At 48.4% G+C, this 25,502-nt stretch carries 24 protein-coding genes; 16 read left to right on the forward strand and 8 right to left on the reverse strand.

Translation table 11 applies throughout. The annotated features are described in order from the left end of the window. The first annotated feature begins 123 nt into the window (after positions 1 to 123). Positions 124 to 1,197, forward strand: a complete 1,074-nt coding sequence (locus tag B157_RS0118565; protein ID WP_245565133.1) for an ROK family protein — start codon at positions 124 to 126, stop codon at positions 1,195 to 1,197. A 25-nt stretch (positions 1,198 to 1,222) separates the two neighbouring features. Here B157_RS0118565 and B157_RS0118570 read toward each other — a convergent pair whose 3' ends face one another. Both B157_RS0118570 and porX read right to left on the reverse strand, forming a co-directional pair. Then, on the reverse strand, positions 1,223 to 1,789 hold the full coding sequence (locus B157_RS0118570) for a hypothetical protein (RefSeq protein WP_245565135.1): 567 nt from the start codon (positions 1,787 to 1,789) through the stop codon (positions 1,223 to 1,225). A gap of 174 nt (positions 1,790 to 1,963) precedes the next feature. Further along, the gene (gene porX / locus B157_RS0118575; RefSeq protein ID WP_020604812.1) at positions 1,964 to 3,532 is read right to left on the reverse strand and encodes a T9SS response regulator signal transducer PorX; all 1,569 of its coding nucleotides are present in this window, start codon (positions 3,530 to 3,532) and stop codon (positions 1,964 to 1,966) included. Between the two features lie 323 nt (positions 3,533 to 3,855). Here porX and B157_RS0118580 point away from each other — a divergent pair, with 323 nt between their 5' ends. The 4 genes from B157_RS0118580 (at position 3,856) to B157_RS0118595 (ending at position 7,475) form a co-directional block, all read left to right on the forward strand. Continuing rightward, a complete protein-coding gene (locus B157_RS0118580; protein WP_020604813.1) occupies positions 3,856 to 5,004 on the forward strand; it encodes a LysM peptidoglycan-binding domain-containing protein in 1,149 nt (382 codons plus the stop codon). Positions 5,005 to 5,132: 128 nt separating this feature from the next. Then, positions 5,133 to 5,345, forward strand: a complete 213-nt coding sequence (locus tag B157_RS0118585) for a hypothetical protein (protein ID WP_026308794.1) — start codon at positions 5,133 to 5,135, stop codon at positions 5,343 to 5,345. A 166-nt stretch (positions 5,346 to 5,511) separates the two neighbouring features. Continuing rightward, a complete protein-coding gene (locus B157_RS0118590; protein WP_020604815.1) occupies positions 5,512 to 6,342 on the forward strand; it encodes a TIGR02757 family protein in 831 nt (276 codons plus the stop codon). A 95-nt stretch (positions 6,343 to 6,437) separates the two neighbouring features. Continuing rightward, positions 6,438 to 7,475, forward strand: coding sequence for an aldose 1-epimerase (locus B157_RS0118595; RefSeq protein ID WP_020604816.1), 1,038 nt, complete (start codon positions 6,438 to 6,440; stop codon positions 7,473 to 7,475). Positions 7,476 to 7,561: 86 nt separating this feature from the next. Here B157_RS0118595 and B157_RS0118600 read toward each other — a convergent pair whose 3' ends face one another. The 5 genes from B157_RS0118600 to B157_RS0118620 all read right to left on the reverse strand — a co-directional run bounded on the left by B157_RS0118600 (position 7,562) and on the right by B157_RS0118620 (position 11,349). Beyond that, on the reverse strand, positions 7,562 to 8,290 hold the full coding sequence (locus B157_RS0118600) for a 3-keto-disaccharide hydrolase (protein ID WP_020604817.1): 729 nt from the start codon (positions 8,288 to 8,290) through the stop codon (positions 7,562 to 7,564). A 30-nt stretch (positions 8,291 to 8,320) separates the two neighbouring features. After that, on the reverse strand, positions 8,321 to 8,806 hold the full coding sequence (locus B157_RS0118605) for a GAF domain-containing protein (protein WP_020604818.1): 486 nt from the start codon (positions 8,804 to 8,806) through the stop codon (positions 8,321 to 8,323). Positions 8,807 to 8,850: 44 nt separating this feature from the next. After that, positions 8,851 to 9,357: a hypothetical protein gene (locus B157_RS0118610; RefSeq protein ID WP_020604819.1), complete on the reverse strand. Its 507-nt coding sequence runs from the start codon at positions 9,355 to 9,357 to the stop codon at positions 8,851 to 8,853. 99 nt (positions 9,358 to 9,456) lie between these two features. Next, positions 9,457 to 10,293, reverse strand: coding sequence for a rod shape-determining protein MreC (mreC, locus tag B157_RS0118615; protein ID WP_020604820.1), 837 nt, complete (start codon positions 10,291 to 10,293; stop codon positions 9,457 to 9,459). A gap of 30 nt (positions 10,294 to 10,323) precedes the next feature. After that, on the reverse strand, positions 10,324 to 11,349 hold the full coding sequence (locus tag B157_RS0118620; protein WP_020604821.1) for a rod shape-determining protein: 1,026 nt from the start codon (positions 11,347 to 11,349) through the stop codon (positions 10,324 to 10,326). Between the two features lie 202 nt (positions 11,350 to 11,551). On the opposite strand from B157_RS0118620, the gene B157_RS0118625 reads away from it, so the two are divergent. From B157_RS0118625 to B157_RS0118670, 10 genes are all read left to right on the forward strand, one after another. Then, positions 11,552 to 13,054 carry a GH3 auxin-responsive promoter family protein gene (locus B157_RS0118625; protein WP_020604822.1) on the forward strand — a complete coding sequence of 501 codons (1,503 nt, stop codon included), beginning with the start codon at positions 11,552 to 11,554 and terminating at the stop codon, positions 13,052 to 13,054. 13 nt (positions 13,055 to 13,067) lie between these two features. After that, positions 13,068 to 14,423, forward strand: a complete 1,356-nt coding sequence (locus B157_RS0118630; protein ID WP_020604823.1) for an AAA family ATPase — start codon at positions 13,068 to 13,070, stop codon at positions 14,421 to 14,423. A 93-nt stretch (positions 14,424 to 14,516) separates the two neighbouring features. Further along, complete coding sequence (locus B157_RS0118635) at positions 14,517 to 15,014, forward strand: HNH endonuclease family protein (RefSeq protein WP_245565137.1); 498 nt, start codon at positions 14,517 to 14,519, stop codon at positions 15,012 to 15,014. 84 nt (positions 15,015 to 15,098) lie between these two features. Further along, a complete protein-coding gene (locus B157_RS0118640; RefSeq protein WP_020604825.1) occupies positions 15,099 to 15,323 on the forward strand; it encodes a hypothetical protein in 225 nt (74 codons plus the stop codon). Next, the gene (locus tag B157_RS0118645; RefSeq protein ID WP_020604826.1) at positions 15,320 to 15,577 is read left to right on the forward strand and encodes a type II toxin-antitoxin system RelE family toxin; all 258 of its coding nucleotides are present in this window, start codon (positions 15,320 to 15,322) and stop codon (positions 15,575 to 15,577) included. Before B157_RS0118640 ends, B157_RS0118645 begins: the two co-directional genes overlap by 4 nt. Next, positions 15,570 to 16,742 (forward strand): 1-deoxy-D-xylulose-5-phosphate reductoisomerase, encoded by a 1,173-nt coding sequence (locus tag B157_RS0118650; protein WP_020604827.1) that lies wholly within the window; start codon positions 15,570 to 15,572, stop codon positions 16,740 to 16,742. The genes B157_RS0118645 and B157_RS0118650 overlap by 8 nt, the downstream gene beginning before the upstream one ends. 156 nt (positions 16,743 to 16,898) lie before the next feature. Then, a complete protein-coding gene (rseP, locus tag B157_RS0118655; RefSeq protein WP_020604828.1) occupies positions 16,899 to 18,215 on the forward strand; it encodes an RIP metalloprotease RseP in 1,317 nt (438 codons plus the stop codon). A gap of 64 nt (positions 18,216 to 18,279) precedes the next feature. Continuing rightward, positions 18,280 to 18,783 (forward strand): DUF6702 family protein, encoded by a 504-nt coding sequence (locus B157_RS35695; protein WP_342664705.1) that lies wholly within the window; start codon positions 18,280 to 18,282, stop codon positions 18,781 to 18,783. 182 nt (positions 18,784 to 18,965) lie between these two features. Continuing rightward, on the forward strand, positions 18,966 to 21,470 hold the full coding sequence (lon, locus tag B157_RS0118665; RefSeq protein WP_020604830.1) for an endopeptidase La: 2,505 nt from the start codon (positions 18,966 to 18,968) through the stop codon (positions 21,468 to 21,470). A gap of 123 nt (positions 21,471 to 21,593) precedes the next feature. Then, positions 21,594 to 22,856 carry an AGE family epimerase/isomerase gene (locus tag B157_RS0118670; RefSeq protein WP_041952195.1) on the forward strand — a complete coding sequence of 421 codons (1,263 nt, stop codon included), beginning with the start codon at positions 21,594 to 21,596 and terminating at the stop codon, positions 22,854 to 22,856. Between the two features lie 15 nt (positions 22,857 to 22,871). Here the strand turns inward: B157_RS0118670 and murQ are convergent, their stop codons facing one another. After that, complete coding sequence (murQ, locus tag B157_RS0118675; RefSeq protein WP_020604832.1) at positions 22,872 to 23,675, reverse strand: N-acetylmuramic acid 6-phosphate etherase; 804 nt, start codon at positions 23,673 to 23,675, stop codon at positions 22,872 to 22,874. Between the two features lie 125 nt (positions 23,676 to 23,800). On the opposite strand from murQ, the gene ilvD reads away from it, so the two are divergent. Then, positions 23,801 to 25,501, forward strand: a complete 1,701-nt coding sequence (gene ilvD, locus B157_RS0118680; protein ID WP_020604833.1) for a dihydroxy-acid dehydratase — start codon at positions 23,801 to 23,803, stop codon at positions 25,499 to 25,501. Position 25,502: the final 1 nt, after the last annotated feature.

Genomic DNA, 25,502 nt, shown 5'->3' on the forward strand with positions numbered 1-25,502 from the left:
ATTTTTTCGGTCATTGACACGAAAAAGAATAGGTTAAAACGAAGTATCATTGCCGAATTATACCGAGCCGAATCAGGCACCATTTCCCAGTTAGCGAACTTAATCCACACTAGTATACCTTCTATGACCGCCCTGATTGACGAACTGAACGTCGGTCAATGGGTTAGGAGTATAGGCACTGGCACCGCTCAATATGGTCGTAAACCATCGCTGTTTGCCCTTACTCCTTTCCCCTACGCTACCGTTGTGGTCGACATTACGGTCCATGACACTAAACTAGTCGTTTTCAACTTAGCCAACCAGGTGCTGCACCGGGTCGATCTGCCCCTGCAACTGGAAAACTCCGTATCATTTCTGGACAATCTGCGCGGTGCCCTCGCAGACCTTACTTACCAGATTCAAGCAGATGAGTTGGTCGTTATTGGGTCGGGGGTAGCCATGCCCGGTTTGGTTAATCCGATAGAAGGAATCAATCATACGTACCCCGAGGTGACCAGAAATGGCCAATCGCTGAGCAATTTACTGCAATCGGTATTCGATGCCCCCGTATTTCTGATCAACGATACCAAGGCCATGCTTGTGGGAGAACACCGCTTTGGGCTGGCTCAGGGGAAAAACTTCGTTTTGTCGATCAACATCGACTGGGGAATCGGGCTGGGCGTTATCACCAACGGGGCCATTTTGCAGGGAACAGCCGGTTTCGCGGGCGAATTGGGGCATATTCAAATGAAAACCGACGGTGAGTTATGCACCTGCGGCAAAATAGGCTGTCTGGAAACCGTAGCCTCAGCCTCGTCATTGATAAGGCGGGCAAAAGCCGGCCTGCGGGAAGGCCGGGTATCCACACTGGCCGAACGGGATCCGGATACCATTGCTATTGAACTAATTATTGAAAAAGCCAACGCCGGTGATACCTTCTGTATTGACCTGCTCAATGATGTGGGCAGTGAGTTGGGCCGGGGTCTGGCCACCGCTGTCCATTTGTTTAACCCCGAACTGATCATTGTGAATGGTGTGCTGGCCAAAGCAACCAGGGCAATTACCCGACCCATTGAACAGGCCATTGCAAAATATTCGCTGCTAAACTACCAGGATAATCTATCCATAGAACTTTCCCGACTGGGTGAGATGGCCAAACTGTATGGTACACAGGCCTATATTCTCCAGAATCTGCTCGATCTGGAATTTATTCCCTGATCACCTGCTAAAGAATGCTGATTGGTTATTTTCCCTGCTGCAACTGGCGGTACTCCTCCATTAATGAAGTAGTTGGTTGTAAGTCACACTCCGAGCATAGAGCCGATAGCGGTTGACTCCATAGCACCAATCTGGCATCTTCTTCAGGCTGGCACCCGGTAGTATATCCTTTCCGATAAACGACAAATGCCGCAGTCTCCTTACCTTGCCAGGCTTCGCCCCACACGGTCAGAAACTTGTCATCCCCCTGCTTACAAACCCGGAACTGGCTCACTGGCTTGCTTACACCCGGCCCGAATTTTCGGGTAAAAAACCGGCTCAATGGTTCATTATAGTCACAATCAATCCTGAATAAGCGATCATCATAGAAGTGCAGCACAAGATTGGTTACAGGAATGCCTTCCAGTATTACCTGAGATGCGGTAAACGTACGGACATGGGTACACAACAGGGCCAGCGTTCCCTTAACAAGAGGTTGATCCTGTTCCCTGAAATCGGTAGCATTGAGTGAATCGGGCGTAGTAAGACCAGGAATATAGTGTACCAATCCGGTAACCTTATCTACCTGAGCTATACTTGCCTGAGGTACCATGAAAATAAAACAGAGCAGGTATTTGATCGGGCTTCTCATTCGAATGATAGGCTTAAACGTAAAAAAATGGGGCAGTAGATACTGCCCCATACATTCCTACTTAGTTCAACGTGAATACGGGATTATCAATGGCCCGCATGAGGCAAAACTAATCCCGTATTCACGTTATTCCTTTTATTTCGCCTTCAGGTAGGCGAATGGAATAATCATTTCCTCCAGCGACACGCCCCCGTGCTGGAAGGTATTGCGGTAGTGATTCACGTAATAATTGTAATTGTTGGGGTACGCAAAGAAGTAGTCTTCCAGCGTAAAGACGTAGGCCGTTGATACGTGCGGTTTGGGCAGAAAGAGCCGCTCCGGCTTACGCCCCACAAACAGGTGGTTATCATCGAAGCCCAGATTTTTGCCCTGCTTGTAACGAAGGTTAGTGTTTGTTTCCCGATAGCCCACAATCTTGGCGGGCTTCTGTACCCGAATCATGCCGTGGTCGGTGGTGATAATCATCCGCCCGCCCTTATTGGCAATCCGCTGAATAAACTCCAGCAGGGGCGAGTGCATAAACCACGACCGGGTGAGGGAGCGGTAGGCCGATTCATCAGGGGCCAATTCCTTGATCATGGCCATGTCCGTACGGGCGTGCGACAGCATATCCACGAAGTTATACACTATTACATTCAACTGATTCTGAAGAAGGTTGTTGAAGTTATCGACCAGCGATTTACCCTGATTAACATTCAGAATCTTATGGTACGACATCTTGATATTCAACCGGCTTTGGTCGAGTTGCCGCTGCATAAACTCGCTTTCGTGGTTGTTCAGTCCTTCATCTTCGCTATCGTCGTTGACCCACAAGTCGGGATGTTTGCGTTCCATCTCACTGGGCATCATCCCCGAAAAAATAGCGTTACGGGCAAAACTGGTCGTTGTGGGCAGAATCGAGTAATATGAGGATTCTTCCTCCACCGTGAAGTACTCAGCCAGCAGGGGTTGAATGATTTTCCACTGATCGTAGCGCAGGTTATCCACCAGGATAAAAAAGAGCGGGGAATCCGTATCACCCGCCTGATTCAGCAATGGAAATACTTTCTTTCGCATCAATTGGTGCGACATGACCGGGCTTTCCATCTTGGGGTCGTTCAGCCAGTCTTCGTAATTGTCTATAACGAACTTGCAGAACTCCGAGTTAGCCTCGCTCTTCTGCATGTTCATCACTTCCAGCATACTTTTGTCCTGCGATTCGTCCAATTCCAACTCCCAGTATATCAGCTTTTTGTACACATCGGTCCATTCTTCAAAATCCATGCGGTCGTTATACTGCATGGATATGTTCCGAAAATCCTGCTGGTAACCAATGTTGGTACGCTCGGTAACGAGTCGCTTGTTGTCCAGTATTTTTTTGACCGAAAGTAAAATCTGATTCGGGTTGAGGGGTTTGATGAGGTAGTCGGCAATTTTTGAGCCGATGGCTTCCTCCATAATATGCTCTTCCTCACTCTTGGTAATCATAACTACGGGGAGGTTGGGGCGCATCTGCTTTATCTGCGAGAGTGTTTCCAGCCCCGTCATACCCGGCATCATTTCATCGAGAAAGACAACGTCGTAATTTGCCTGTTCTACCTGATCCAGCGCATCAGCTCCGCTGTTGACAGGGGTAACGTCGTATCCTTTATTTTTCAGAAACAGGATATGGGGTTTCAGAAGGTCTATTTCATCATCGGCCCAGAGTATCGAATAGGTTTGCATGTGCTCAGTAAGTGGTTTATAAAATGAATTTTGGCTACCCTACAGAAAAAATCGGGTAACGTAAATTCGTATTCGTTTAACATCAAACATCTGTTTGTGTTCGGAAAGATCAGGCAAGCGCCCTTTTTAACAAGATTTAACAGGGGTATGAAGGTAACCAATTCAGTACAGACAGGTCCTTTTTTTTAGAAATTGCGCCCTGACAGAATACCTGCTTTCCGCGAAAATTGCCTTAATTTTAGGACTTAAGTCGTTACTATACCATACCGACAGTCTTTTGGGATTTAACACCCACTGGTATCAGACTCTATTGTATTTACCCTATGAAAAATTATTCTGTCTGTGGTGCCGTATTTCTCCTTATCGGCTTTATACACGTTATTTCTGTTAGGGCCGCTCCTTTTCCTACGAACCGGAGGCCCGTTGCTGACTCCGTTGGTATTGAAAAAACAGACGGCAAACGATATATCCTGCACCGGGTCGACGAAGGCCAGACGCTGTATGCCGTTGCCCGTCGGTATGGTCGGTCGGTAGCCGAAATACGGGCCGCCAACCCCGATATGAGCGATGCACTTCGGTACGATCAGGTCATCAGAATTCCAATTCCTGATGGTGCACTGAGTAAGAAAGAAGAGAAAAAGATAGACAAAGCGATTAAGAAACAGGAAAAGGAAGAAAAGAAACAGGCTGCAACCGAAAACGATACCAAGAAGTCCAATGACCCGGCCAAAGCGGGTATCCATGTGGTAGAAGCAGGCCAGACACTGTATAGCCTGGCCAGTCGTTACGGCGTATCACAGTCGGACCTGCGGAAGTGGAACAACCTCTCCGGCGATAATGTCATGATTGGGCAGGCGTTGATCGTTTCCGAAAAGGCGTATCAGGACCGTAACCCCTCCTCGCCCGCCGATGCCGGTATACCAGCCCGACCAGCATCGCCCGCACCGGCCCGGCCGACCGAAACCCATTCGAATGAACCCAAAACCGTTCCCCCCTCCACCCCTAAACCGACCGAAACCCATTCCAACGAATCCAAAACCTCACTCCCCGCCGACCCAAAGCCGACCCGGCGAAATGAACAGGGTCCCGGAACGGACGAGACGGTCAGCAAAAACGCGTCCTCAACAACAACACCGAAACCAGCCGAGCCGGAAGTAGAGTTACCAAGTCCTGGTAATGATGCCCCCATGCCCACCCGTGGTCGGCGTATTTCGAGCAGTGGAGTGGCCGAAATGATTGAAGGCAGCGGATCGGGGAAATACCTGGCGCTGCATCGCAGTGCTCCCATCGGCACGCTGGTACAGGTCCGAAATGAGTTTAATAACCAGAGTATGTGGGTAAAAGTGATTGGTCGATTGCCAGACACGGGTGTCAACGACAAGATTCTGATTAAACTCTCCACCCAGGCATTCACGAAACTTTCGCCCGAGGATCGGCGTTTTCGGGCTGAGGTAAGTTACATTAGTCGTTAGTCATTAAGTGGTCATTACGCCTGGTAGTCATTGATAGTCAATCATGGTTGTTCAGTTGCTTTACCACTAATGACCGCCAGGCGTAATGACCAATGACAGCAAAGCCCAATGACCAATCTATCAATGTAATGGAAACGAAAGAAGAACGCATTGCCCGCCGTCACCGTGAACGCGATGAGCAAATGAAATCCTCACCGGGTTATGTAACGTTCAGCATTATGTTTACGCTGGCTTATCCCTTCATTGCCGTGTTCACCTTCATTATGTCGACACTGCTGAGCTTATTTTCCGGTATTTCGAGAGCACTGGCGTGGGTTGTTAGCGGAGGAAAAAGCAAGTAGCACACCTGTCATTTTTTATCATTACACTTCATCGTCATTGAATAGTCATTTTACTTCCCGTCATTAGTCGTCGTCATTGTAGGCTTCCACACATGATGAAGACTAATGACGCGATGACCGCCAGCTTAATGACTACTTTATGACTATCAATTGACCGCGCAGCGTAATGACCACGAGTGGCAATCAATTAAAAGAGTTTTTAGATGCAAAGGCCGATCAGTACAATCGGCCTTCCTTCATTGAACGCGACCCCATTAGCATTCCGCACCGGTTCAGCCAAAAACAGGACATTGAAATTATGGGGTTCTGGGCCGCCGTGCTGGCCTGGGGGCAGCGTCCGGTTATCCTGAAAAAAGCGGATCAACTGGTTACCCTCATGGATGGCTCGCCCTACGACTTCATCCTCAACCACCAGGAAAGTGATCTAGAGCGGTTTCTGGCGTTCAAACACCGTACCTTCAACGCTACTGACGCGCTTTATTTTCTGCATTTCTTCCGCCAGTATTACCAGAAAAACGACTCATTGGAAGACGCGTTTCTACCGACTAAACCAGGCTCCAGTTCGCTGGCGGAGGAGTCTCCCAATTTAGTTACCAATACCGTTGAGCAGGGGCTAATCGCTTTTCACGATCGATTTTGTGGCCTCACCGACTTTTTTCCTGAACGTACCCGAAAGCATATTGCCACACCCGCCCGTAATTCGTCGTGCAAACGGCTGTTGATGTTTTTGCGGTGGATGGTCCGGCGGGATGACCGCAACGCGGTTGGCGGGGGGGTTGATTTCGGGTTGTGGACACGCCTTCAACCCAGCCAGCTACTAATACCCATCGACGTTCACGTGAACCGGGTAGCCCGCCAACTGGGGTTGCTCACCCGGACTCAGACAGATTGGAAAGCGACCCTTGAACTTACCGAAAACCTCCGGCTTTTCGATGCTCATGACCCGGTACGATACGATTTTGCCCTGTTTGGATTAGGCGTTGAAGGCGAATTATAACGCAATTCATTCCTTTTTTTGAACGTTCGATAAATTCAACAAACAATAGGCAACCAGACGGGATTATACTCGTAGCTACAAAAGCGTACTAGCTTATGCCATTTCAAATCACGACCCAGCCGTTTGGCCTCCTGCCAACCGACACGGCCCCCCTTACAGAGTATCTGCTCGAACACACGGAAACGGGTGAATTCCTTGCTATCATCCCCGAATTTGGTGCTATCCTGCGCCGGTTAGTACTTAGAAAAGGGCATCACCTGTTTGCGCTGATCGAAGCGCCAGATTCCCCTCAGGCACTGGCAGCGGATGAAAGCTACGCCAGTGCGTTTCTCTATCCGTTTCCCAGTCGTATTCGTCACGGAATCTATTCGTTCGATGGGGAAGATTACGCGCTCAAAATGAACGAGACACAGCGCAATAATGCCCTACACGGCTTTGTGCATCGTCAGCCCTTTTCTGTAGTGAGTCAGGAGGTAACCGATACCCATGCGCAGCTTGTTCTGCGGTACGATTATGCCGGTGATACTTTCGGCTACCCTTTTCCATTTGCCCTGACTATAACGTATCAGTTGGTACAGGCAAACACACTGGATTACGGAAGTTCGTCGGATATAGACAGGATGTGTGCCCTTAGGGTTAGCTACACGGCTCAGAATACAGGCCTAACCCGGAGCCCGGCCGCTTTTGGCTGGCACCCCTACTTTACATTCATTCAGGATACAGAAACAACGCGTGAGATGGTCGACAATATGACGATTTCCTTACCGGCTCACAGTCCGATTGGCTTAGATGAGAATCTGATTCCAACAGCTAAAGGCGCCGTTCAGGCGGAGGAAACCCTACCTCTGCACGAACGGGAGTTGAACAATGTATTTCTCATTGAACCAGTTCAAAATCAATCCTATTCGGAAACCGTCCTCCAATCAATAAAAACGGGGGTTCGGCTCATCGTAGGGCAGCAAACCGGAGAGGGTAAACTTAACTATCTGGTTTGCTATACGCCACCCCGGCGGGATAGTATCGCCATTGAGCCACTAACCGCCAACGTAGATGCCTTCAACAACGGAGAGGGATTAGCGGTGCTCGATCCCGGTGGCATACTTTCTGGTGCGATGTGGGTTCGGCTAGACTGATTCTGACGAGGTGTAAACGAAAAAAGATGCTGATAAACAGCATCTTTTTTCGTTTACACCCTTTCAAATCTGAATTGGTATGACAATCAGAGCGACCGAATTTTTACATTCCGAAACCATACAGTGCTGCCCCAGTCCTGTAGGCCAATCCGGCCAGTGAACTGTCCTTTGCTGATGGGAGCGTCTTTGAGTTTACTCTCAGCGACCCGTTTTTTCCAGTCCTCGCCCGTCAAATCATGCTCCTGAATGCTGAATCCATTCAGCGACACGGTTAGCTTATTCTTTTTGAGAACAAATTGCACCTTATTCCACCCCCCTACCGGCTTCAGTTCCCGAACACGGGCATTAGCCACACTGAAAAAATCGCCCGCCCGGTGCTTGTTTTCATTCGCACCTTCGTAAATGGCATCGTCCAGCACCTGAAGTTCCAGACCCGTATCGAAAATATTTTTATACTGAGGGCTTTCCTGAACAAAGAAGAAAATCCCGCTATTGGTGAACCGTTCTACTTTCCACTCGGCGGTAAATTCAAAATCACCGGTAAATACCGCATCCGTTACCAGGTCACCCCCATCGGGTGCTTTATTCCCTACCCGGTTTGGCACATTCAATTTCAGAGCACCCTGCTCAATTTGCCAGGAAGGCCCGGCCTTTTTTCCGCCGTATACATGCCAGCCACGGGTATCCCGCCCATCGAAAAGCAACTTCCAGCCGTCCTTCTTTTCCTGGGCCGATAACGTGTTGAGTGTTTGCCCCTGAACGTCCGGAAAAGCCAGACAACTAAATAAGCTAATGAATAGAATAGGATAGCGCATACTGCTTAAAAGGTTTAGTAATAGGAATAATCAATAAAAGCCGGTTATCAGCCGGGCTATCTGTTCCAGTCCGCTGGCATCAGTTTCACTAAAATCATTTAGTTGATCACTATCAACATCCAGTACCATCAGCACGTGTCCGGAGCGATCGAATACGGGCACGACTATCTCCGATTTCGACGCAGAACTACACGCAATATGGCCGGGAAACTGCTCAACATCGGGCACCACTATCGTTTCCTTACGTACGTAAGCGGCCCCGCATACCCCTTTCGAAAACGCGATTCGGGTACAGGCTACGGGCCCCTGAAAAGGTCCCAGCACCAGTTGATTCTCTTTTTTCAGGTAGAAGCCAACCCAGAAAAAACCAAAGGCCTCTTTCAGGGCAGCAGCAATGTTGGCCAGATTGGCCACCAAATCGGTTTCACCGGCAACCAGCGCGGCTATTTGTGGCACCAAGCTATCATAAATAGCCTGCCGGTCTGTCGTTTGGGGTATAAACAGCGTTTCAGCCATGTATTATTAAACAAAAGATGACGTATCTGTTACTCAGATGGGCTTTAATTTCGGGTAAAAAACTGAATCAGTACAATGCTGAATGTCGTAAACAACGTGCTTGCCCCTACCCGTACAAGTGTGGGAACGAGCAAGGTTAAACTACTGGCCTCAATGAAAAACAGGGCGGTATGATGAATCAGGGCCAGAATAAACACGTAGCGAAAAAACGCACCCGCTCCCAATTCATTGAGCGAAAATTCAATTCTTGATTCCATTCCCGGCACATCGATTTGAGAACGCACCACCAGCGGTCGGCAAAAAGCCATCAGTACCGTAGCTGCCGCGTGCATACCGGGGGTATTGTAAAATATATCAACCACAAAACCCGTCGTAAAAGCAATAAGCAACAGCCAGGAAAAACTGGTTTCGTTGGGCAGAAGCAGAATACAGGCAATGTAGATAAAGCAAAAGGCGTAATCGAACAAAACCAGGTTTCTAACCAGCAAAATCTGTAGCGTTAAATAGAGCAGGAAGAGAAAAACAGTCGATACGATTTCGCGAAAGGTCATTTTACTGAGTTGGCCAGTTAATTGGTCAATGGGTTAGTTAGTCAGCAGTGGTCCAGTGAACAACTGATTGACTGACCCATCAACTGACTAACGGATTAGTTATTTCTCGTTTTCAACTTTTTTCTCTAACTGGTCCTGTTCAGCCTGTAGCCGGTTTTCTACTATATACACAAAGGCCAGATTGCTGAAATTCGTGGCCAGATTGAGCGTGATGTCATGAAAGGTCTGGTTAGGCTGAACACCTACCGACCGGACACGTCCCACCAGAATACCCGGGGGGAAAGTCAGGTTAAAGCCCGACGTCACGACAGAATCCCCAATACTGACGGGCTTATGGCGTGGAACATCCTCCAGCTTTATCAGACTTGGATCAACACCATCCCACTTGGCCGAACCAATTTCCCCTGCCTTAACCAGCTGGGAGGATACCAGATACTCGGAATGGAGAATGGACGTAACAACGGAGAAATGCTGGTTACAAATCTTTACCTTGCCCACCACGCCCGTTGGCGAAATAACGCCCATACCGGGGTGTAGGCCATCGTCGGTACCTTTATCTATGGTGATGTAATTATTGGCCAGTTGTGTCGTGTTGTTAACTACTTTGGCCACCGTAAACTTGAATCGGTTGGCAAAGGCAGAGTCGGCCTGATACATAGCTGGGGCCGGGGGGCGGTTTTGCAGCAGGTCCGTCAACCGATTATTAAGCAGTTGATTTTCCTGCGCCAACTCCGCATTTACCTGTCGCAGATTCGTGTATTCATTCACCGTATTAGACCACGCCAACACCTGAGCCGCGTACCGGTTCGAGGTGTTGAAATAGGTCGCACTCCAATAGTTGTTGGTACTGATAATGAAGTAAAAGCTAACTACCTCCAGCAATACGAACAGAATGAAGTTCCGGCTTCGGACAAAAAAGTCAACTAACTCTCCCATTTGGTGTAAGCGGGCAGCCGGGCAAATAAATTAACTAATTAATACTGACCGGTACATATCCAGGTTCTTGATAACTTCACCCGTGCCTTTTACTACAGCTTTGAGTGGGTCATCAGCCACGTGAATTGGCAGCTTGGTTTTTGCGCCCAGCCGCTTGTCCAGCCCATGCAATAATGCACCGCCCCCCGTCAGGTGAATACCGTTGGTATAAATATCGGCCGACAATTCTGGTGGCGAAATTTCGAGTGCTTTCATGGTAGCCTCTTCAATTTTCGAGATGGATTTATCGAGGGCATACGCAATTTCGCTGTACGTAACCTTGATTTCCTTGGGGATACCGGTCATCAGGTCACGACCCCGGATTTCGTAATCGGCCGGTGGGTTATCGAGTTCGGGCAGTGCCGATCCTACTTCCATTTTAATCTGCTCGGCAGAACGTTCTCCAATGAGCAGATTATGCTCCCGGCGCATGTAATCCACAATATCACGGGTAAACACATCACCCGCAATCCGGATCGACTGTTCGCACACGATACCCGACAGGGCAATTACTGCAATTTCAGTCGTCCCCCCCCCAATGTCCACAATCATGGTTCCGTTGGGTTGGGTAATATCGATACCGATACCAATGGCCGCAGCAATTGGCTCGTGTACCATGTATACCTCTTTGGCTCCGGCATGCTCAGCCGAGTCTTTAACGGCCCGTTTCTCTACTTCTGTAATACCCGATGGAATACAGATAACCATCCGGTGCGACGGGGAAAACAGTTTACTGCCCGTGTCGATCATCTTGATCATTCCCCGAATCATCAGTTCAGCGGCCGTAAAGTCGGCAATAACACCGTCTTTTAATGGACGAATCGTTTTGATGTTTTCATTGGTCTTTTCGTGCATTTGCATAGCCTTATGGCCAATAGCCAGCACTTTGCCGCTGACTTTGTCCATTGCAATAATCGAAGGCTCATCCACCACAATCCGATCCTTATGAATAATCAAGGTATTCGCCGTGCCCAGGTCAATCGCTATGTCGCTGGTTAAAAAATTGAAAAGTCCCATTATAGGTCGACGCAGAACGCCTTATTACGAGTACTGGTTTATTGAAATGTGTGCAAAAATATAGATTATTAATCAGAATGATTAGTGATGGCTAATGAATGAGGTATAAATGCCTATCAATGACCTGTAATCACCATTTAGTAAATGGTCCGTTGGTATCATTCTCCTACCTCATCCAATTTAACCTTACTTTTGCGTTGCTATGGGAATTCGTTCGGTCGTTAGTAAGCCATTGGCCCGGTGGGTAGTAGAGCGTCAGCAAGGCTGGATGTATCAGCCGGGCGAAGCGCAGCAACGCTGGCTTCAACGGCTGGTAGCCGGTGGCCGGGACACTGTTTTTGGCCGCGATCATCGATTAAAGGATGTACAGACTATTCAGGAGTTTAGACAGGCGGTTCCGGTCCGGGATTACGAAGACCTGAAACCGTACATTGAACAGATACTGGCCGGTAGCTCCGACGTTCTGTGGAAGGGGAAGCCGCTTTATTTTGCTAAAACATCGGGTACAACCTCAGGTACCAAATACATTCCCATCACCCGGGATTCCATTCCAAACCATATCGACTCGGCCCGCGATGCACTCCTGAACTACATAAACGAAACAGGAAACGGCGCGTTTCTGGATGAAAAACTCATCTTTTTATCCGGCAGCCCGGAGCTGATCCAGAAAGCCGGTATCAACATCGGCCGGTTGTCGGGCATTGCCAATCATCACGTCCCGGCCTACCTGCGCACGAACCAGTTGCCCAGTTACGAAACCAATGTTATCGACGACTGGGAAACCAAGCTGGAGCGCATCATCGACGAAACCATCGACCAGCCGATGTCGTTGATTTCGGGCATTCCGCCCTGGGTGCAGATGTACTTCGACCGGATTCAGGCGCGTACCGGCAAGCTCATCAAAGATGTGTTCCCTGATTTTTCGGTGTTTGTGTACGGCGGAGTTAACTTCGAGCCATACCGGGCAAAACTGTTCGAGAGTATCGGCAAGCGGATCGATTCCATCGAAACTTACCCCGCGTCGGAAGGCTTCATTGCGTTTCAGGATAACCAGACCGAAGAGGGATTGTTGATGCTGCTGGACAGCGGCATTTTCTTCGAGTTCATTGCCGCCGATGAGTATTTCACCGAAAACCCGCGCCGACTGACAATCGAGGAAGTAGAGCTAGGTAAAAACTACGCGGTCATTATCAATAACAATGCCGGCTTGTGGGGCTACTCCCTGGGCGACACGGTAAAATTTGTGTCACGAGAGCCTTACCGGTTACTGGTGACGGGGCGCATCAAGCACTTCATATCGGCTTTTGGTGAGCACGTCATTGGCGAAGAAGTGGAGAAGGCCTTGAAGGATGCCATGCAGAGGCACCCCGAAACGGAAGTAGTGGAGTTTACCGTGGCGCCCATGGTTAGTCCGGTAGAAGGCCTCCCCTACCACGAATGGCTGGTAGAGTTTGCCACGCCCCCGCACGACCTCATCGCCTTCGCCCGCGATCTGGACAACCGCCTGATTGAACTGAACGTATATTACAGCGACCTGATTGTCGGCTCCATCCTGCAACCGCTGAAATTAACGGGTTTACCACGGGGAGCCTTCCAGCGTTATATGAAATCGCAGGGGAAGCTGGGTGGTCAGAACAAAGTACCACGGCTAGCCAACGATCGAAAGATTGCAGATGAATTGGTGGAGATAATGCACAATGCGTAATGGATAGTATAACATGAAAATAACCGGCATCGACATTGGCGAATACCGTCAATTCAAAAATATAAAGTTTGATTTTACTTATCCGGCTGACCACCCAAAAGCAGGTCAACCCTTAGAGAAAGTGTGTTTTATCGGACAGAGTGGTACCGGAAAGACAACGTTATTGAATGTTATTTGGGACTTTTTTCAAGTGTTTGTCGATAGTTATCATCGAGTAGCCCTTGATAATATTCCAGTAAAAGATGAGGCCTATATTACTTTTGAAGAGATAAAAGTCCATGCCATTTATGATGAACAAAAAATTACTTTAGACTATGATGAGCTTAAAGATATACTCGATCATTTAGACTTAGATGCTAAATCTAAATACGCAAACTTAGGTTACCATTGGCTAAAAGGACTGGGGATTTATAACTCACTAAAAGATCAAGAAAAAACTAAAAAGCTTTGTCTCTACATTAAAGACTCGATTTCCCGCGAAGCCAACGCTTTTTTGTTTGACCAAAAAGATCACCCACAAACATTTTCAGATTTTGTAAAAACTGATATACAGGTAGAAAAAGAAAAAATTGCTTACGAACAGCGCATTGATGAAGCTGGCTCAAAGAAAGCCATATCATTAGGCGACTTGCAATCGCTATCGATATGGCAATACTTACTTAAAGAAATTATTGAGTATGACGAAACAACGGTAACTAAGATTAAGAATATCGTTCAAAACACATCTAAAAATAAATTTCAGGAAGAGTTGCAAAAATGGTTACAATCTGACCCTCGTCACGAACTAGCCGAAAAGTGCCTTAACCCTATCCTGAACAAGTTTTTTCTGGAGTTAGAGACGAACGCGGGCAACGTTCCTATTACGCTTCGCACCGCTGGGGGCATCAAAATCGACAGTTCGTACTTAAGTACCGGCACCCGTCAACTTCTGGCTACTGCTATTCCACTCTATAAATTTGATACGACCGATACGGTAATTCTCTTCGATGAACCGGAACGATCACTATTTCCGGATATTCAGCAGGAGTTAGTTAAATACTACACCTCTCTGGCTCCTGAAGCACAATTTTTCTTTGCTACCCACTCACCTTTTGTTGCATCAGCTTTTGAACCTTGCGAGCGGTTTATCCTGTACTTTGATGAAAACGGCGAGGTGAAATGCAAAAGCGGTGTTGCACCCATCGGCGATGATCCGAATGATATTTTAAGCGAGGATTTTGGATTGAACGAACTTATGCTCGATGAAGGCTTAGCGGCTTATGAAGAGTATCGTAACTTGGGGGTAGCGGTCAGAAATGAGACCGATCCAGTCCGTAAAAATGAATTGATCACCAAACGCGCAAAACTGGGCGACAATTACAAATTCTAACCAGCAATGCGTCGAGTAGTAAAATTGGCCGAGTCCGCTGTTATTGAGCAGAAATTGACCTACAAGAAAGGGAGTAACACGAAGCTACGTACCTTGTTAGCTCAGGAACAGCATAATCTATGCGCTTACACTGAAACTTATCTGGGGTCTTCGGATGATGCTCATATTGAGCACTTCAACCCTACACTGAAAGGTAAAGCGGATGACAATTACCATAACTGGTTTCTTGTCAAAAGTCTCTGGAACATCAGAAAGTCAGAGAAGTGGAATGAACCAATACTTCATCCAACCGCAGAAAATTTAGAGCAACGTATTCTTTACATTGACGGTGATTATGCAGCCGCCAACCCGAATGACATTGAGGCCAATAACCTTATTCGACTGTTGGACCTGGACAATGCCCGGTTGGCTGACCAGCGTAAACGATACATCAGGTTGAAAAAACAGGAAATCCAGGATGCAGGTAAGTCAGCAGAAAAATTCATCAATGATTTACTGATGCATTATCCAGAAGGCGTTTATTTCATCCGAGCCCTTGAAGAAGAACTGAATGTTAAAGTCAATTTTGACTTGCTCAAATCCGCCAGTTGATATCCTTTAAGTGGGTTTCAAAGTATATAAAACCGCGAAATAAAGTATTGGGTTAACAGGAATTGCATAAACAGCTTAAGAACTATGGAAGCAATAAATTATTTAACGGATGCGGATGGCCGAAGAAAGGCCATTGTTATTGACCTTGACGAACTAAAACGAAGCGGCCAAACTGGCCACGATGTGGTCATGTATTTACAAGAAGACCTGGAAGACTTACTGGATGTGGAATTGGTGAAGCATGAGGAAACGATTCCGTGGGAGGACCTTAAAAAGGAGCTAAAAAATGAGGGACTGCTCGACGGATGAGTTATACGATTCTCTTCAAAAACTCTGCCTCGAAACAATTGCGTCAGCTGCCCAAAAACATGCTTGGTAAAGTAGCGTCAGCTATTGATGACTTAGCCGATGAACCACGCCCGGTCAATTGCAAAAAGCTGAAAGATGCTACTGATAGTTACCGAATTCGTATCGGTGATTACCGCGTTATTTATACCGTCGACGACGTTACTGTGACCGTAGAAGTGGTCAAGGTAGGCAATAGAAAAGATATTTATGAGTGATACTCCCAAACGCCATATCGCCATCCTTGGCTCTACAGGTTCCATTGGCACCCAGGCCGTGGAGGTGATAAAGGCCCACCCCGACCGGTTTCAGGTCGAGGTACTGACGACAAATAACAACGCCGAACTGCTGATTGAGCAGGCCGTAGCACTTAACCCGAACGTGGTAGTTATTTGCAATGAGGATCGGTATGATCAAGTCTTTTCAGCACTCGACCCGCTGGGTATTAAAGTGTATGCCGGGGCCAAGTCCATTGCCTCCGTCGTGCAGATGGACACCGTCGATATGGTGCTGACCGCCATGGTCGGCTATGCCGGACTGCTGCCTACCATCAAAGCAATCGAAGCAGGAAAATCCATTGCCCTGGCTAACAAAGAAACCCTGGTAGTAGCGGGCGAGCTAATTACCCGGCTGGCAGCCCAGAAAGGGGTGAATATCTACCCCGTCGATTCTGAACACTCCGCCATATTCCAGTGCCTGGTCGGGGAGTTTCATAATCCGATTGAAAAAATTATCCTGACGGCCTCAGGTGGTCCGTTCCGGGGTAAATCGCGGGAATTTTTATCGACCGTTACCAAGGCGCAGGCGCTCAAACACCCCAACTGGACCATGGGGGCCAAGATAACCATTGATTCCGCTACCCTGATGAACAAAGGGCTGGAAGTGATTGAAGCGAAGTGGTTGTTCAACCTTCGGGCAGATCAGATTGATGTGATAGTCCATCCACAAAGCATCGTTCACTCCCTGGTGCAGTTTGAAGATGGAAGCCTGAAAGCGCAGATGGGCCTGCCCGATATGCGTCTGCCCATTCAATTTGCGCTGGGGTATCCGGATCGGCTAAAGTCTGATTTTCCACGCTTCAATTTCATGGATTATCCGTCACTCACCTTCGAACAGCCCGACCTGACCACGTTCCGAAATCTGCCACTGGCTTTTGATGCGCTGGAGCGGGGTGGTAATGCGGCCTGCGTTATCAATGCCGCTAATGAAGTGGCTGTAGATGCCTTTCTGCACGACCAGATCAGTTTTCTGGAAATTTCGGAACTGATCGAATCCTGTTTGGCAAAGAGTACATTTGTGCAAAATCCCGATTATGACGACTACGTGCGGACTGACGAGGAAACCCGCCGGCTGGCTACGGAGCGAATTAAAACATTCGTTTAGCTGTTTGTATTATATTATTCACACACAGCGTTTTTATCATTGTTACGCACCCAAATCTGCAAATCTTTAGTGGTTCATTCGTTGTAGCCTTCCCGGTTGCATCGATTTATACTTGTTAAATAAGGTTAAAACTGGTCTTATCCTGGTTCTGAATAAATGGAAATTTTAGTAATGGCGGGACAACTCATTCTGGGTTTGTCCATTTTAGTTGGTTTACACGAGTTGGGGCACCTGTTGGCGGCCAAAGCCTTTGGTATGCGGGTGGAGCAGTATTTTATTGGCTTCCCGCCAAAAGTATTTAGCATAAAGCGGGGGGAAACCGAATACGGTATAGGGGCTATCCCCTTGGGAGGCTTCGTGAAAATTTCGGGTATGATAGACGAATCCCTGGATACGGCTCATACCGATACCGAGCCGAAGCCTTACGAGTTCCGGGCCAAACCAGCCTGGCAACGGCTTATTGTAATGCTGGGTGGTATTATCGTTAATGTGCTGGTAGGCATCATGATTTTCGTCATTTTGGCGTATAAAAACGGCAATACGTATCTGGCCGCGAAAGATGCTAAATACGGTATTGTAGCCTACGATCTGGCCAAAAGCATTGGATTGAAAACGGGCGATAAAATCGTGAAAGTAAACGGGAAACCTATTACCGACTTCAACGAAATCCGCAGTTCCGACGTCTTTTTAGGCAATAACAGTTCCTACACCGTTGATCGGAATGGCAAACTGATCGACATTTATATCCCCAATAATTTCGTGGATAAACTGGCGGATAAAAAGGCCGCCGGACAGTTTATCGAACCAATCGAGCCGTTCAAAGTGGCAGAATTGGTACCGGGTCAGCCAGCCGGGAAAGCGGGGTTAAAAGCGGGTGATGTCATTACCAGTATCAATGGTACACCCATCCAGTTTTACCATGAATTTACGGATATCGTAAAACCCCTGAAAGGAAAGCCGCTAACACTCGGAATTAACCGGAGTGGTCAGCCCGTTACGCTCAGTATGACCACTACACCCGAGGGCACCATTGGTTTCTACCCGGAGTTCCTGTTGCCCATAACGAAACAGGAATACACGTTTGGCGAAGCCCTGAGTGTGGGTACGCAAAAAGCGTTTCAGGTTGTTTTCGACAATATAAAAGGCTTCGGCAAGATATTCCGGGGTGAGGTTTCGGCTTCCAAAGCCCTGAGTGGTCCGATTGGTATTGCCCAGAATCTATTTGGCGGGATCTGGGTCTGGGATCGTTTCTGGACCGTAACGGGCTTGCTCTCCATGGCTCTCGCCTTTATGAACGCGCTGCCTATCCCGGCACTCGATGGTGGTCATGTCACGATTCTGAGTTACGAGATTATTTCGGGTCGTAAACCATCTGACCGCTTCCTGGAAGGCGCGCAACGCGTAGGTATGGTTATTCTACTTGGCCTGATGGCCTTCGCTATATTCAATGATGTTTTTAAAGCTGTTTTTTAAAAAGTTCAGTCAGAAAGTTAGCAGGGTTTCGCAGGGTGTACAGCGTTTTTCTTTGCGAAGCCCTTTGTGTCTTTGCGGTTTATTTTTCTTACTTCTATTTAGCAATAGTCACTCCCGGCATGATTTTCATGCCAGCGTTACCAAGATGGAGTACAACGCTAAAGAGCAGGTATTCGAAATTAGTATGCGGATATTTACGGATGACTTTGAAAAAGCCCTTTCGGCAGCTTCAAATAGCAAAGTCAATTTAAGCGAAGCTTCTGGTCGTGGAACGGATAAGAATGACCCCCTGATTGAACAATATGTGCAGGCACATTTTCGCTTTTTAACGCCACAGAAGCAACTGAAATCCGTTAAATACGTTGGGCACGAAGTGGAAGCAGATGCCAACTGGCTGTATCTAGAAATGCCTTTGGCAGAGCCGTTTAGAGGAGGTATGTTGAAGCAGGATGTACTGATGGATGCATTCGACGACCAGGTAAATATGGTTAATATCAAATATCAGACACAGAAAAAAACATTTGTCTTTCGCAAAAACCAGCCAGTCCAAAACATTTCACTCGAATAATAAATTTCTGGATTAGCAAGTATGCTAATTTATTAATTTTGTGTGTAAATAACGAATACCCGGCCAATTCGTCATATACAGCATACTTGGCACAGGGCTTGCAACTACCTCATTTTCCTTGCCTTTCTTTATAACTTAGGCACCGACCCATTGTTGAAAGCTGCCAGCCTGGCAGTGTACTTATGATTTCAGAAAAAGAATTATCAACTCGTTTATTCCTGTCCGATTTTGACTCGGATAATTTAGAGATTGTTCCACTCGGTTCTCCCGAGGGGGTAGATGATGACTATGAGTTACCGGCAAGTTTACCGATCCTGCCGGTTCGCAATACGGTTTTGTTTCCGGGTATGGTTATCCCCGTCACGGTTGGACGGTCGAAGTCAATCCGATTAGTCAAAAAAGCCTACAAAGGCAATCGAATCATCGGCGTTGTTGCCCAACTCAACCAGCAGAAGGATGAACCCACGGCCGACGATCTCTATCGGTTCGGAACGGTAGCCTATATCATTAAGATGATTACCCTGCCAGACGGGAACATCACGATCATTATTCAGGGCAAGAAACGTTTCGAAACGGAGCAAATCATTCAGGAGGAACCGTTCATTACGGCGCGGGTGCGCCAGATTGATGATTCTTTTCCGGCGGTAAACAAGAAAGAAGGCAAAGCACTCCTTCAGTCACTGAAGGATGCGGCCTATAAAATTCTACGCCTTAATCCTGAAATTCCACAGGAAGCCCGCATTGCGCTTGACAACATCGAGAGTCCTACGTTTTTACTCCATTTTCTATCGTCCAACATCAACGCGGAAGTAGCTGACAAGCAGCGGCTGCTGGAGTTGGCCGAGGGGAATCAGCAGGCCAATCTGTTGCTGGAATATATGCTGCGTGAGGTGCAGCTGCTGGAACTCAAGCGCGAGATTCAATCGAAAGCGTCGTCTGACCTCGATCAGCAACAGCGTGATTATTACCTGCGCCAGCAAATGAAGGTGCTGCAGGACGAACTGGGAATTGATAACCCCGACCGCGAAATTGATGAGCTTCGGATGAAGGCCGACCGTAAAAAGTGGCCCGCCGAAGTACGGTCCCATTTCGATAAGGAACTGAACAAACTACAGCGTGTAAATCCGATGGCCCCGGAATATCCGGTTACGATGAACTACGTTGAGTTGATGGTTGACCTTCCCTGGAATGAGTACACCAAAGATAATTTCGACCTGAAACGGGCGCAGAAAATCCTGGATGCCGACCATTTTGGGCTGGAAAAAGTGAAGGAGCGGATTATTGAATACCTGGCCGTTCTGAAACTAAAAAACGACATGAAAGCCCCTATTTTATGTCTTTACGGCCCTCCGGGTGTAGGGAAAACATCGCTGGGAAAATCAGTAGCCAAAGCATTGGGGAGGAAATACAGCCGGATGGCCCTGGGTGGTGTTCATGACGAAGCCGAAATTCGTGGTCACCGCAAAACGTACATTGGGGCAATGCCAGGCAAATTCATTCAGAACATCCGCAAATGCGGTACGGCTAATCCCGTTTTTATTCTGGACGAAATTGACAAAGTAAGCTCTGACTTTCGGGGTGACCCTTCCTCGGCGTTGCTTGAAGTACTCGACCCGGAGCAGAATTCTACGTTCATGGACAACTACCTCGAAACAGAGTTCGACCTCTCGCGGGTACTGTTCATCGCTACGGCCAACTCACTCGACACCATCCACCCCGCCCTGCGCGACCGGATGGAGATCATTGATATTGCGGGCTATACGGTTGAGGAAAAAGTACAGATTGCCAAAAAATACCTCATTCCCAAACAGCGGCAGGATCACGGCCTGAAGCCGAAAGACCTGGCGATTGACGATAAAGCTATTCTGCGCATCATTGAAGGCTATACCCGCGAATCGGGTGTTCGAAATCTGGAGCAAAAGATTGGTGCGCTGATTCGGAAAGTGGCCAAGTCCATTGCCATGGACGAAGAATACAATCACTCGATCAAAGTGGTCGATATCCCTAAATTGCTGGGTGCCGAAATATTCGACAAGGAACTGTACGCCGACGACGATATTGCCGGTATTGTAACGGGTCTGGCCTGGACGCAGGTTGGGGGCGAAATTCTGCTCATTGAATCGAGTCTGAGCCGGGGAAAAGGTGTGCTTACGCTATCCGGTCAGTTGGGCGATGTAATGAAGGAATCGGCCGTAACGGCTCTCTCCTACCTCAAAGCCCATGCCGACGATTTAGGCATCGACTATCGGGTTTTCAGCCACTACGATTTGCATATTCACATCCCGGCGGGGGCCGTTCCGAAAGATGGCCCATCGGCTGGTATCACCATGCTGACCTCGATGACCTCCATTTATACGCAGCGTAAGGTGAAACCTTATCTGGCTATGACGGGTGAGGTAACGCTGCGGGGTAAAGTGCTGCCGGTGGGAGGTATCAAAGAAAAAATTCTGGCGGCAAACCGGGCTGGTATCAAAGAAATTATCCTCTGCGCGAAGAACCGGAAAGACATCGATGAAATAAACCAGACCTACATCAAAAACCTAACGTTTCACTACGTCGAAACGGTTAATCAGGTGCTGGATATTGCCCTGTTGCCCGGTCAGGTTGGTAAACCCATGAAATTTATCCTGCCTGATGAGGAAGCGGCTTACCGCAGGGAGCAACAGGAGATGATGAAAGTATACTGATCGTAATCACTTAGGATAACTCTTTTGCAGAAAAGGCGGCTTCCCAAAGTTGGAGGGGTAAAACAGAAAAAAATCTGTATCAACCGGCTCAACTTTGGGAAGCCGCCTTCCTATCTTTACAACGTGCTCGATTTTCAAAAACTTTCCGCGCTCTATCAACAGGCACTGCTTCGTCAGGTAGTACCATTCTGGCTAAAAAACAGCCGGGATATGAAATGCGGGGGGTATTTTGACTTGCTATCGACAACCGGTGAGGTAATTGAGGGTGATAAATTCGTAACCCAGCAGGCACAGCAGGTATGGGCTTTTGCCTGGCTATACAACAACCTAGATGGTCAACCCGCCTGGCTCGAACACGCCCAGCATGGGGCAGCGTTTCTTTATCAGTTTGCCCATACTGACACACTTACCTGTTACGCCCAACTCGACCGACGGGGTCGTCCTGTTGCAGCCGCTACCGATGTTACTCCCGATTGCTCGACCGCGATGGCCTACGCACAACTTCACCAGGCTACGGGCAATGATGAGTGGGCGATGCTGGCCAAGCAGCTTGCCACGCCACTACTCCGGCGTTGGGAAGAAACCCGAATCCAGCAAATTGAACAGCTTGGTGCGTTCAGGCAAATCCGCCATCTGAGTGAGCCAATAGCGCTACTAAAGATGCTGTTGGAAATGCAGCCCTTAGTGGAAGAAGAACACTGGAAACAGCAGGCTGAAGTACTTGTTCAGGAAATACTGAACGAGTTTGTCGATAAGCGCACGGACGTACTCCGCGAATACGTTCTGCCGGAAGGCTCATTTATCAATACCCCCGAAGGTCGCCGGATTAACGTAGGCCTAACCTTCCAGACAGCCAGTTGTCTGCTTGATTTCTGTGCCGAAACTACCCCGTCTCGAACGGGCCTGATTGGCAATAAACAGCGAAAACTGGCGATGCAGGTTGTGCAATGGTGTTTACGGCTTTGTGCCCAAAGCTGGGACGAGTTGGGGGGTGGCCTGAATCAATTTATTGACTTCAAGCAGCAGCCCGTCCTTTTTCCAGACTGGCAACAGAAATGGGCCTGGATACATGTAGAAGCCCTGGCAGCTCTACTGAAATGTCATTTCTACACCCGCCAGTCAGAGTGTCTTACTTGGTTCAAACGAATTAACGACTATACCCTTCACCACTTTCCAGACCCTAAACAAACCGGCTGGCACTTGGTTATCGACCAACATGGGCAACCGCTAATCAACGTTAAAAGTATTCCCTCCGCTGGTTGTTATTCGCTTATTCGTTGTTTAACGGAGATAGCCCAGTTACTCACAAAATGCGAACAGGCACAACTCAAGGCACCTGCCCGCTTCCCGAAGGTTGTGCCTGCGGTCGGCTCTGGAAGTGTATAAAAACAGAACTTATGTTTACCTGGACGCGTACCCCTCAATAGCTCCGCGCACATTACCGAACTTATCCAGCAGGGACTTGGCTTCGGCGCGGTCAACGCCTAGTTCACTCATCACCATTTTGGCCGCCCGGTCCTGCAACTTGATATTGGTTAACTGCATATCCACCATTTTATTCCCCTTCACTTTGCCCAACTGAATCATTACGGACGTTGAAATCATGTTCAGTACCAGTTTCTGCGCCGTACCCGCTTTCATGCGGGTGCTGCCGGTCAAAAACTCCGGCCCTACCACTACCTCGATTGGAAACTCAGCTGCTTTTGCCACCGCCGACCCCTCATTACAAACGATGCAACCCGTAAGCAAACCAGCCTTACGAGCCTCCTGCAATCCACCAATAACGTAGGGAGTCCGGCCCGATGCAGCAATGCCAATAACCGTATCGTGCTCTCTGGGTTCGTAAGGCGCCATGTCTTTCCAGGCTTGTTCCGCATCGTCTTCGGCAAATTCAACGGCTTTTCGAATGGCCCCATCACCACCCGCCATTAGGCCGATAACCAGCTCGAAAGGAACGCCGAATGTGGGTGGGCATTCCGACGCGTCCACTACCCCCAACCGGCCACTCGTACCAGCCCCGATATAAATTAGTCGCCCCCCCAGTTTCATGCGTTTAACGATCTCAGGGACCAGCGTTTCAATCTGCGGCATGGATCGTTCAACGGCCATGGGGACCGTTTTGTCTTCAGCATTGATATTGGTAAGCAAGTCATGAACGGACATTTGCTCCAGATGGTCGTAATGCGAGGGTGTTTCTGTAGTCATACCCCAAAATTAATAGGGTCCGGTTTTAACCCACAAATAATCTGCAAATTCTTGCCTTTCTCCGAAACATCATCTTACTTTACAGCGTTATTACACCATCAGCGAAATTTCGCTAAATGTAGAATATGATTACTGACCAACCAACCACTGAATTAAATCGTTTTAGCCGGACGTTAACGCAGGAAGTAAGTAACCCCGCTGCCCAGGCCATGCTGTATGGCATTGGTTTAACGGAAGCCGACATGCAAAAGCCCCAGATTGGGATAGCCAGCACCGGCTACGAAGGCAACACTTGTAACATGCACCTGAATGGACTTTCCGTCTACGTCAAACAGGGTATTCAGGCAAGCGGACTGGTCGGACTGATATTCAATACGATTGGCGTGTCGGATGGCATGACGAACGGCAACGACGGTATGCGTTACTCGCTACCCAGCCGCGATTTAATTGCTGACTCGATTGAATCGGTCGTGGCCGCGCAGTGGTATGATGGAGTTGTAACGGTGGTGGGTTGTGATAAAAATATGCCCGGTGCCATCATGGCGATGGCTCGTCTGGATCGGCCCGGTATTATGGTGTATGGCGGTACCATCCGGTCAGGACACTATAAAGGACAGAAATTAGATATTGTTTCAGCTTTTGAAGCCCTTGGCAAGAAATACGCCGGCAACATATCCGATGAAGATTTTAAAGGAGTAATTCAAAACTCTATTCCGGGAGCGGGTGCCTGTGGAGGGATGTACACCGCCAACACGATGGCCAGCAGCATTGAAGCGATGGGCCTGAGTTTACCGTTCAGCAGCAGCTACCCGGCTACGCATGCAGGCAAACAGGAGGAGTGTAAAAAGATTGGTGCCGCCATGCGGTTACTGCTCGAAAAGAACATTACCCCCGCCGAAATCATTACCCGCAAATCACTCGAAAATGCCCTGACGGTTGTCATGGCACTGGGTGGTTCCACCAACGCGGTGCTGCACTATCTAGCCATTGCCCGGGCAGCCGGTATTACGCTCACCCTCGATGAAATTCAGGCGATTAGTGACCGGGTTCCGTTCCTGGCTGATTTGAAGCCGAGCGGTAAATATTACATGGAAGATATGCTCGAAATTGGCGGTGTTCCGGCCGTAATGAAGTACCTCTACGAGCAGGGGATGATTCATGGCGATTGCATCACCGTTACGGGCAAGACCGTAGCCGAAAATCTGGCCGATATTCTGTCGCTGAATTTTGAGACCCAGCAGATTGTACGCCCGGTTAGCAACCCTATCAAAGCCACCGGTCATATCCAGATTATGCGCGGTAATCTGGCGCCTACGGGTGGGGTTGCCAAAATTACGGGTAAGGAAGGCCTGAAATTTGAAGGGGTTGCCAAAGTGTGTGAGCACGAAAGTGAAGTGATTGACGCCTTGCAGAAGGGCGAAATCCTGCCAGGTCAGGTTATCGTTATTCGCAATGCGGGTCCAAAAGGTGGACCCGGTATGAGTGAGATGCTGAAACCAACGTCGGCCATTATGGGCGCGGGACTCGGCGATAAAGTAGCCCTGATTACCGACGGTCGTTTTTCGGGTGGTACGCACGGTTTTGTAGTGGGACACGTAACGCCCGAAGCCTTCGACGGTGGTCCTATTGCCCTGGTTCACAACGGCGACCGGATTACCATCGACGCCACTAACCGCCTGTTAACGCTGCACATTTCGGACGAAGAGATGGCCTCCCGCAAAAGCGAATGGAAACAACCCGCCCCGCCGTTTACGAAAGGGGTACTGGGCAAATACATTCGCAGTGTAAAGTCGGCGAGTGAAGGCTGCGTAACGGATGAAGATTAAT

This window comes from Spirosoma spitsbergense DSM 19989 (genome assembly GCF_000374085.1).
GTDB lineage: Bacteria > Bacteroidota > Bacteroidia > Cytophagales > Spirosomataceae > Spirosoma > Spirosoma spitsbergense.

Bases quoted from the DNA above. Each gene is read 5' to 3' on its own strand.
- B157_RS0118565 (WP_245565133.1), top strand. From the start codon at position 124: ATGACCGCCCTGATTGACGAACTGAACGTCGGTCAATGGGTTAGGAGT.
- B157_RS0118570 (WP_245565135.1), bottom strand. From the start codon at position 1,789: ATGGTACCTCAGGCAAGTATAGCTCAGGTAGATAAGGTTACCGGATTG.
- porX (WP_020604812.1), bottom strand. From the start codon at position 3,532: ATGCAAACCTATTCGATACTCTGGGCCGATGATGAAATAGACCTTCTG.
- B157_RS0118580 (WP_020604813.1), top strand. From the start codon at position 3,856: ATGAAAAATTATTCTGTCTGTGGTGCCGTATTTCTCCTTATCGGCTTT.
- B157_RS0118585 (WP_026308794.1), top strand. From the start codon at position 5,133: ATGGAAACGAAAGAAGAACGCATTGCCCGCCGTCACCGTGAACGCGAT.
- B157_RS0118590 (WP_020604815.1), top strand. From the start codon at position 5,512: ATGACCACGAGTGGCAATCAATTAAAAGAGTTTTTAGATGCAAAGGCC.
- B157_RS0118595 (WP_020604816.1), top strand. From the start codon at position 6,438: ATGCCATTTCAAATCACGACCCAGCCGTTTGGCCTCCTGCCAACCGAC.
- B157_RS0118600 (WP_020604817.1), bottom strand. From the start codon at position 8,290: ATGCGCTATCCTATTCTATTCATTAGCTTATTTAGTTGTCTGGCTTTT.
- B157_RS0118605 (WP_020604818.1), bottom strand. From the start codon at position 8,806: ATGGCTGAAACGCTGTTTATACCCCAAACGACAGACCGGCAGGCTATT.
- B157_RS0118610 (WP_020604819.1), bottom strand. From the start codon at position 9,357: ATGACCTTTCGCGAAATCGTATCGACTGTTTTTCTCTTCCTGCTCTAT.
- mreC (WP_020604820.1), bottom strand. From the start codon at position 10,293: ATGGGAGAGTTAGTTGACTTTTTTGTCCGAAGCCGGAACTTCATTCTG.
- B157_RS0118620 (WP_020604821.1), bottom strand. From the start codon at position 11,349: ATGGGACTTTTCAATTTTTTAACCAGCGACATAGCGATTGACCTGGGC.
- B157_RS0118625 (WP_020604822.1), top strand. From the start codon at position 11,552: ATGGGAATTCGTTCGGTCGTTAGTAAGCCATTGGCCCGGTGGGTAGTA.
- B157_RS0118630 (WP_020604823.1), top strand. From the start codon at position 13,068: ATGAAAATAACCGGCATCGACATTGGCGAATACCGTCAATTCAAAAAT.
- B157_RS0118640 (WP_020604825.1), top strand. From the start codon at position 15,099: ATGGAAGCAATAAATTATTTAACGGATGCGGATGGCCGAAGAAAGGCC.
- B157_RS0118645 (WP_020604826.1), top strand. From the start codon at position 15,320: ATGAGTTATACGATTCTCTTCAAAAACTCTGCCTCGAAACAATTGCGT.
- B157_RS0118650 (WP_020604827.1), top strand. From the start codon at position 15,570: ATGAGTGATACTCCCAAACGCCATATCGCCATCCTTGGCTCTACAGGT.
- rseP (WP_020604828.1), top strand. From the start codon at position 16,899: ATGGAAATTTTAGTAATGGCGGGACAACTCATTCTGGGTTTGTCCATT.
- lon (WP_020604830.1), top strand. From the start codon at position 18,966: ATGATTTCAGAAAAAGAATTATCAACTCGTTTATTCCTGTCCGATTTT.
- murQ (WP_020604832.1), bottom strand. From the start codon at position 23,675: ATGACTACAGAAACACCCTCGCATTACGACCATCTGGAGCAAATGTCC.
- ilvD (WP_020604833.1), top strand. From the start codon at position 23,801: ATGATTACTGACCAACCAACCACTGAATTAAATCGTTTTAGCCGGACG.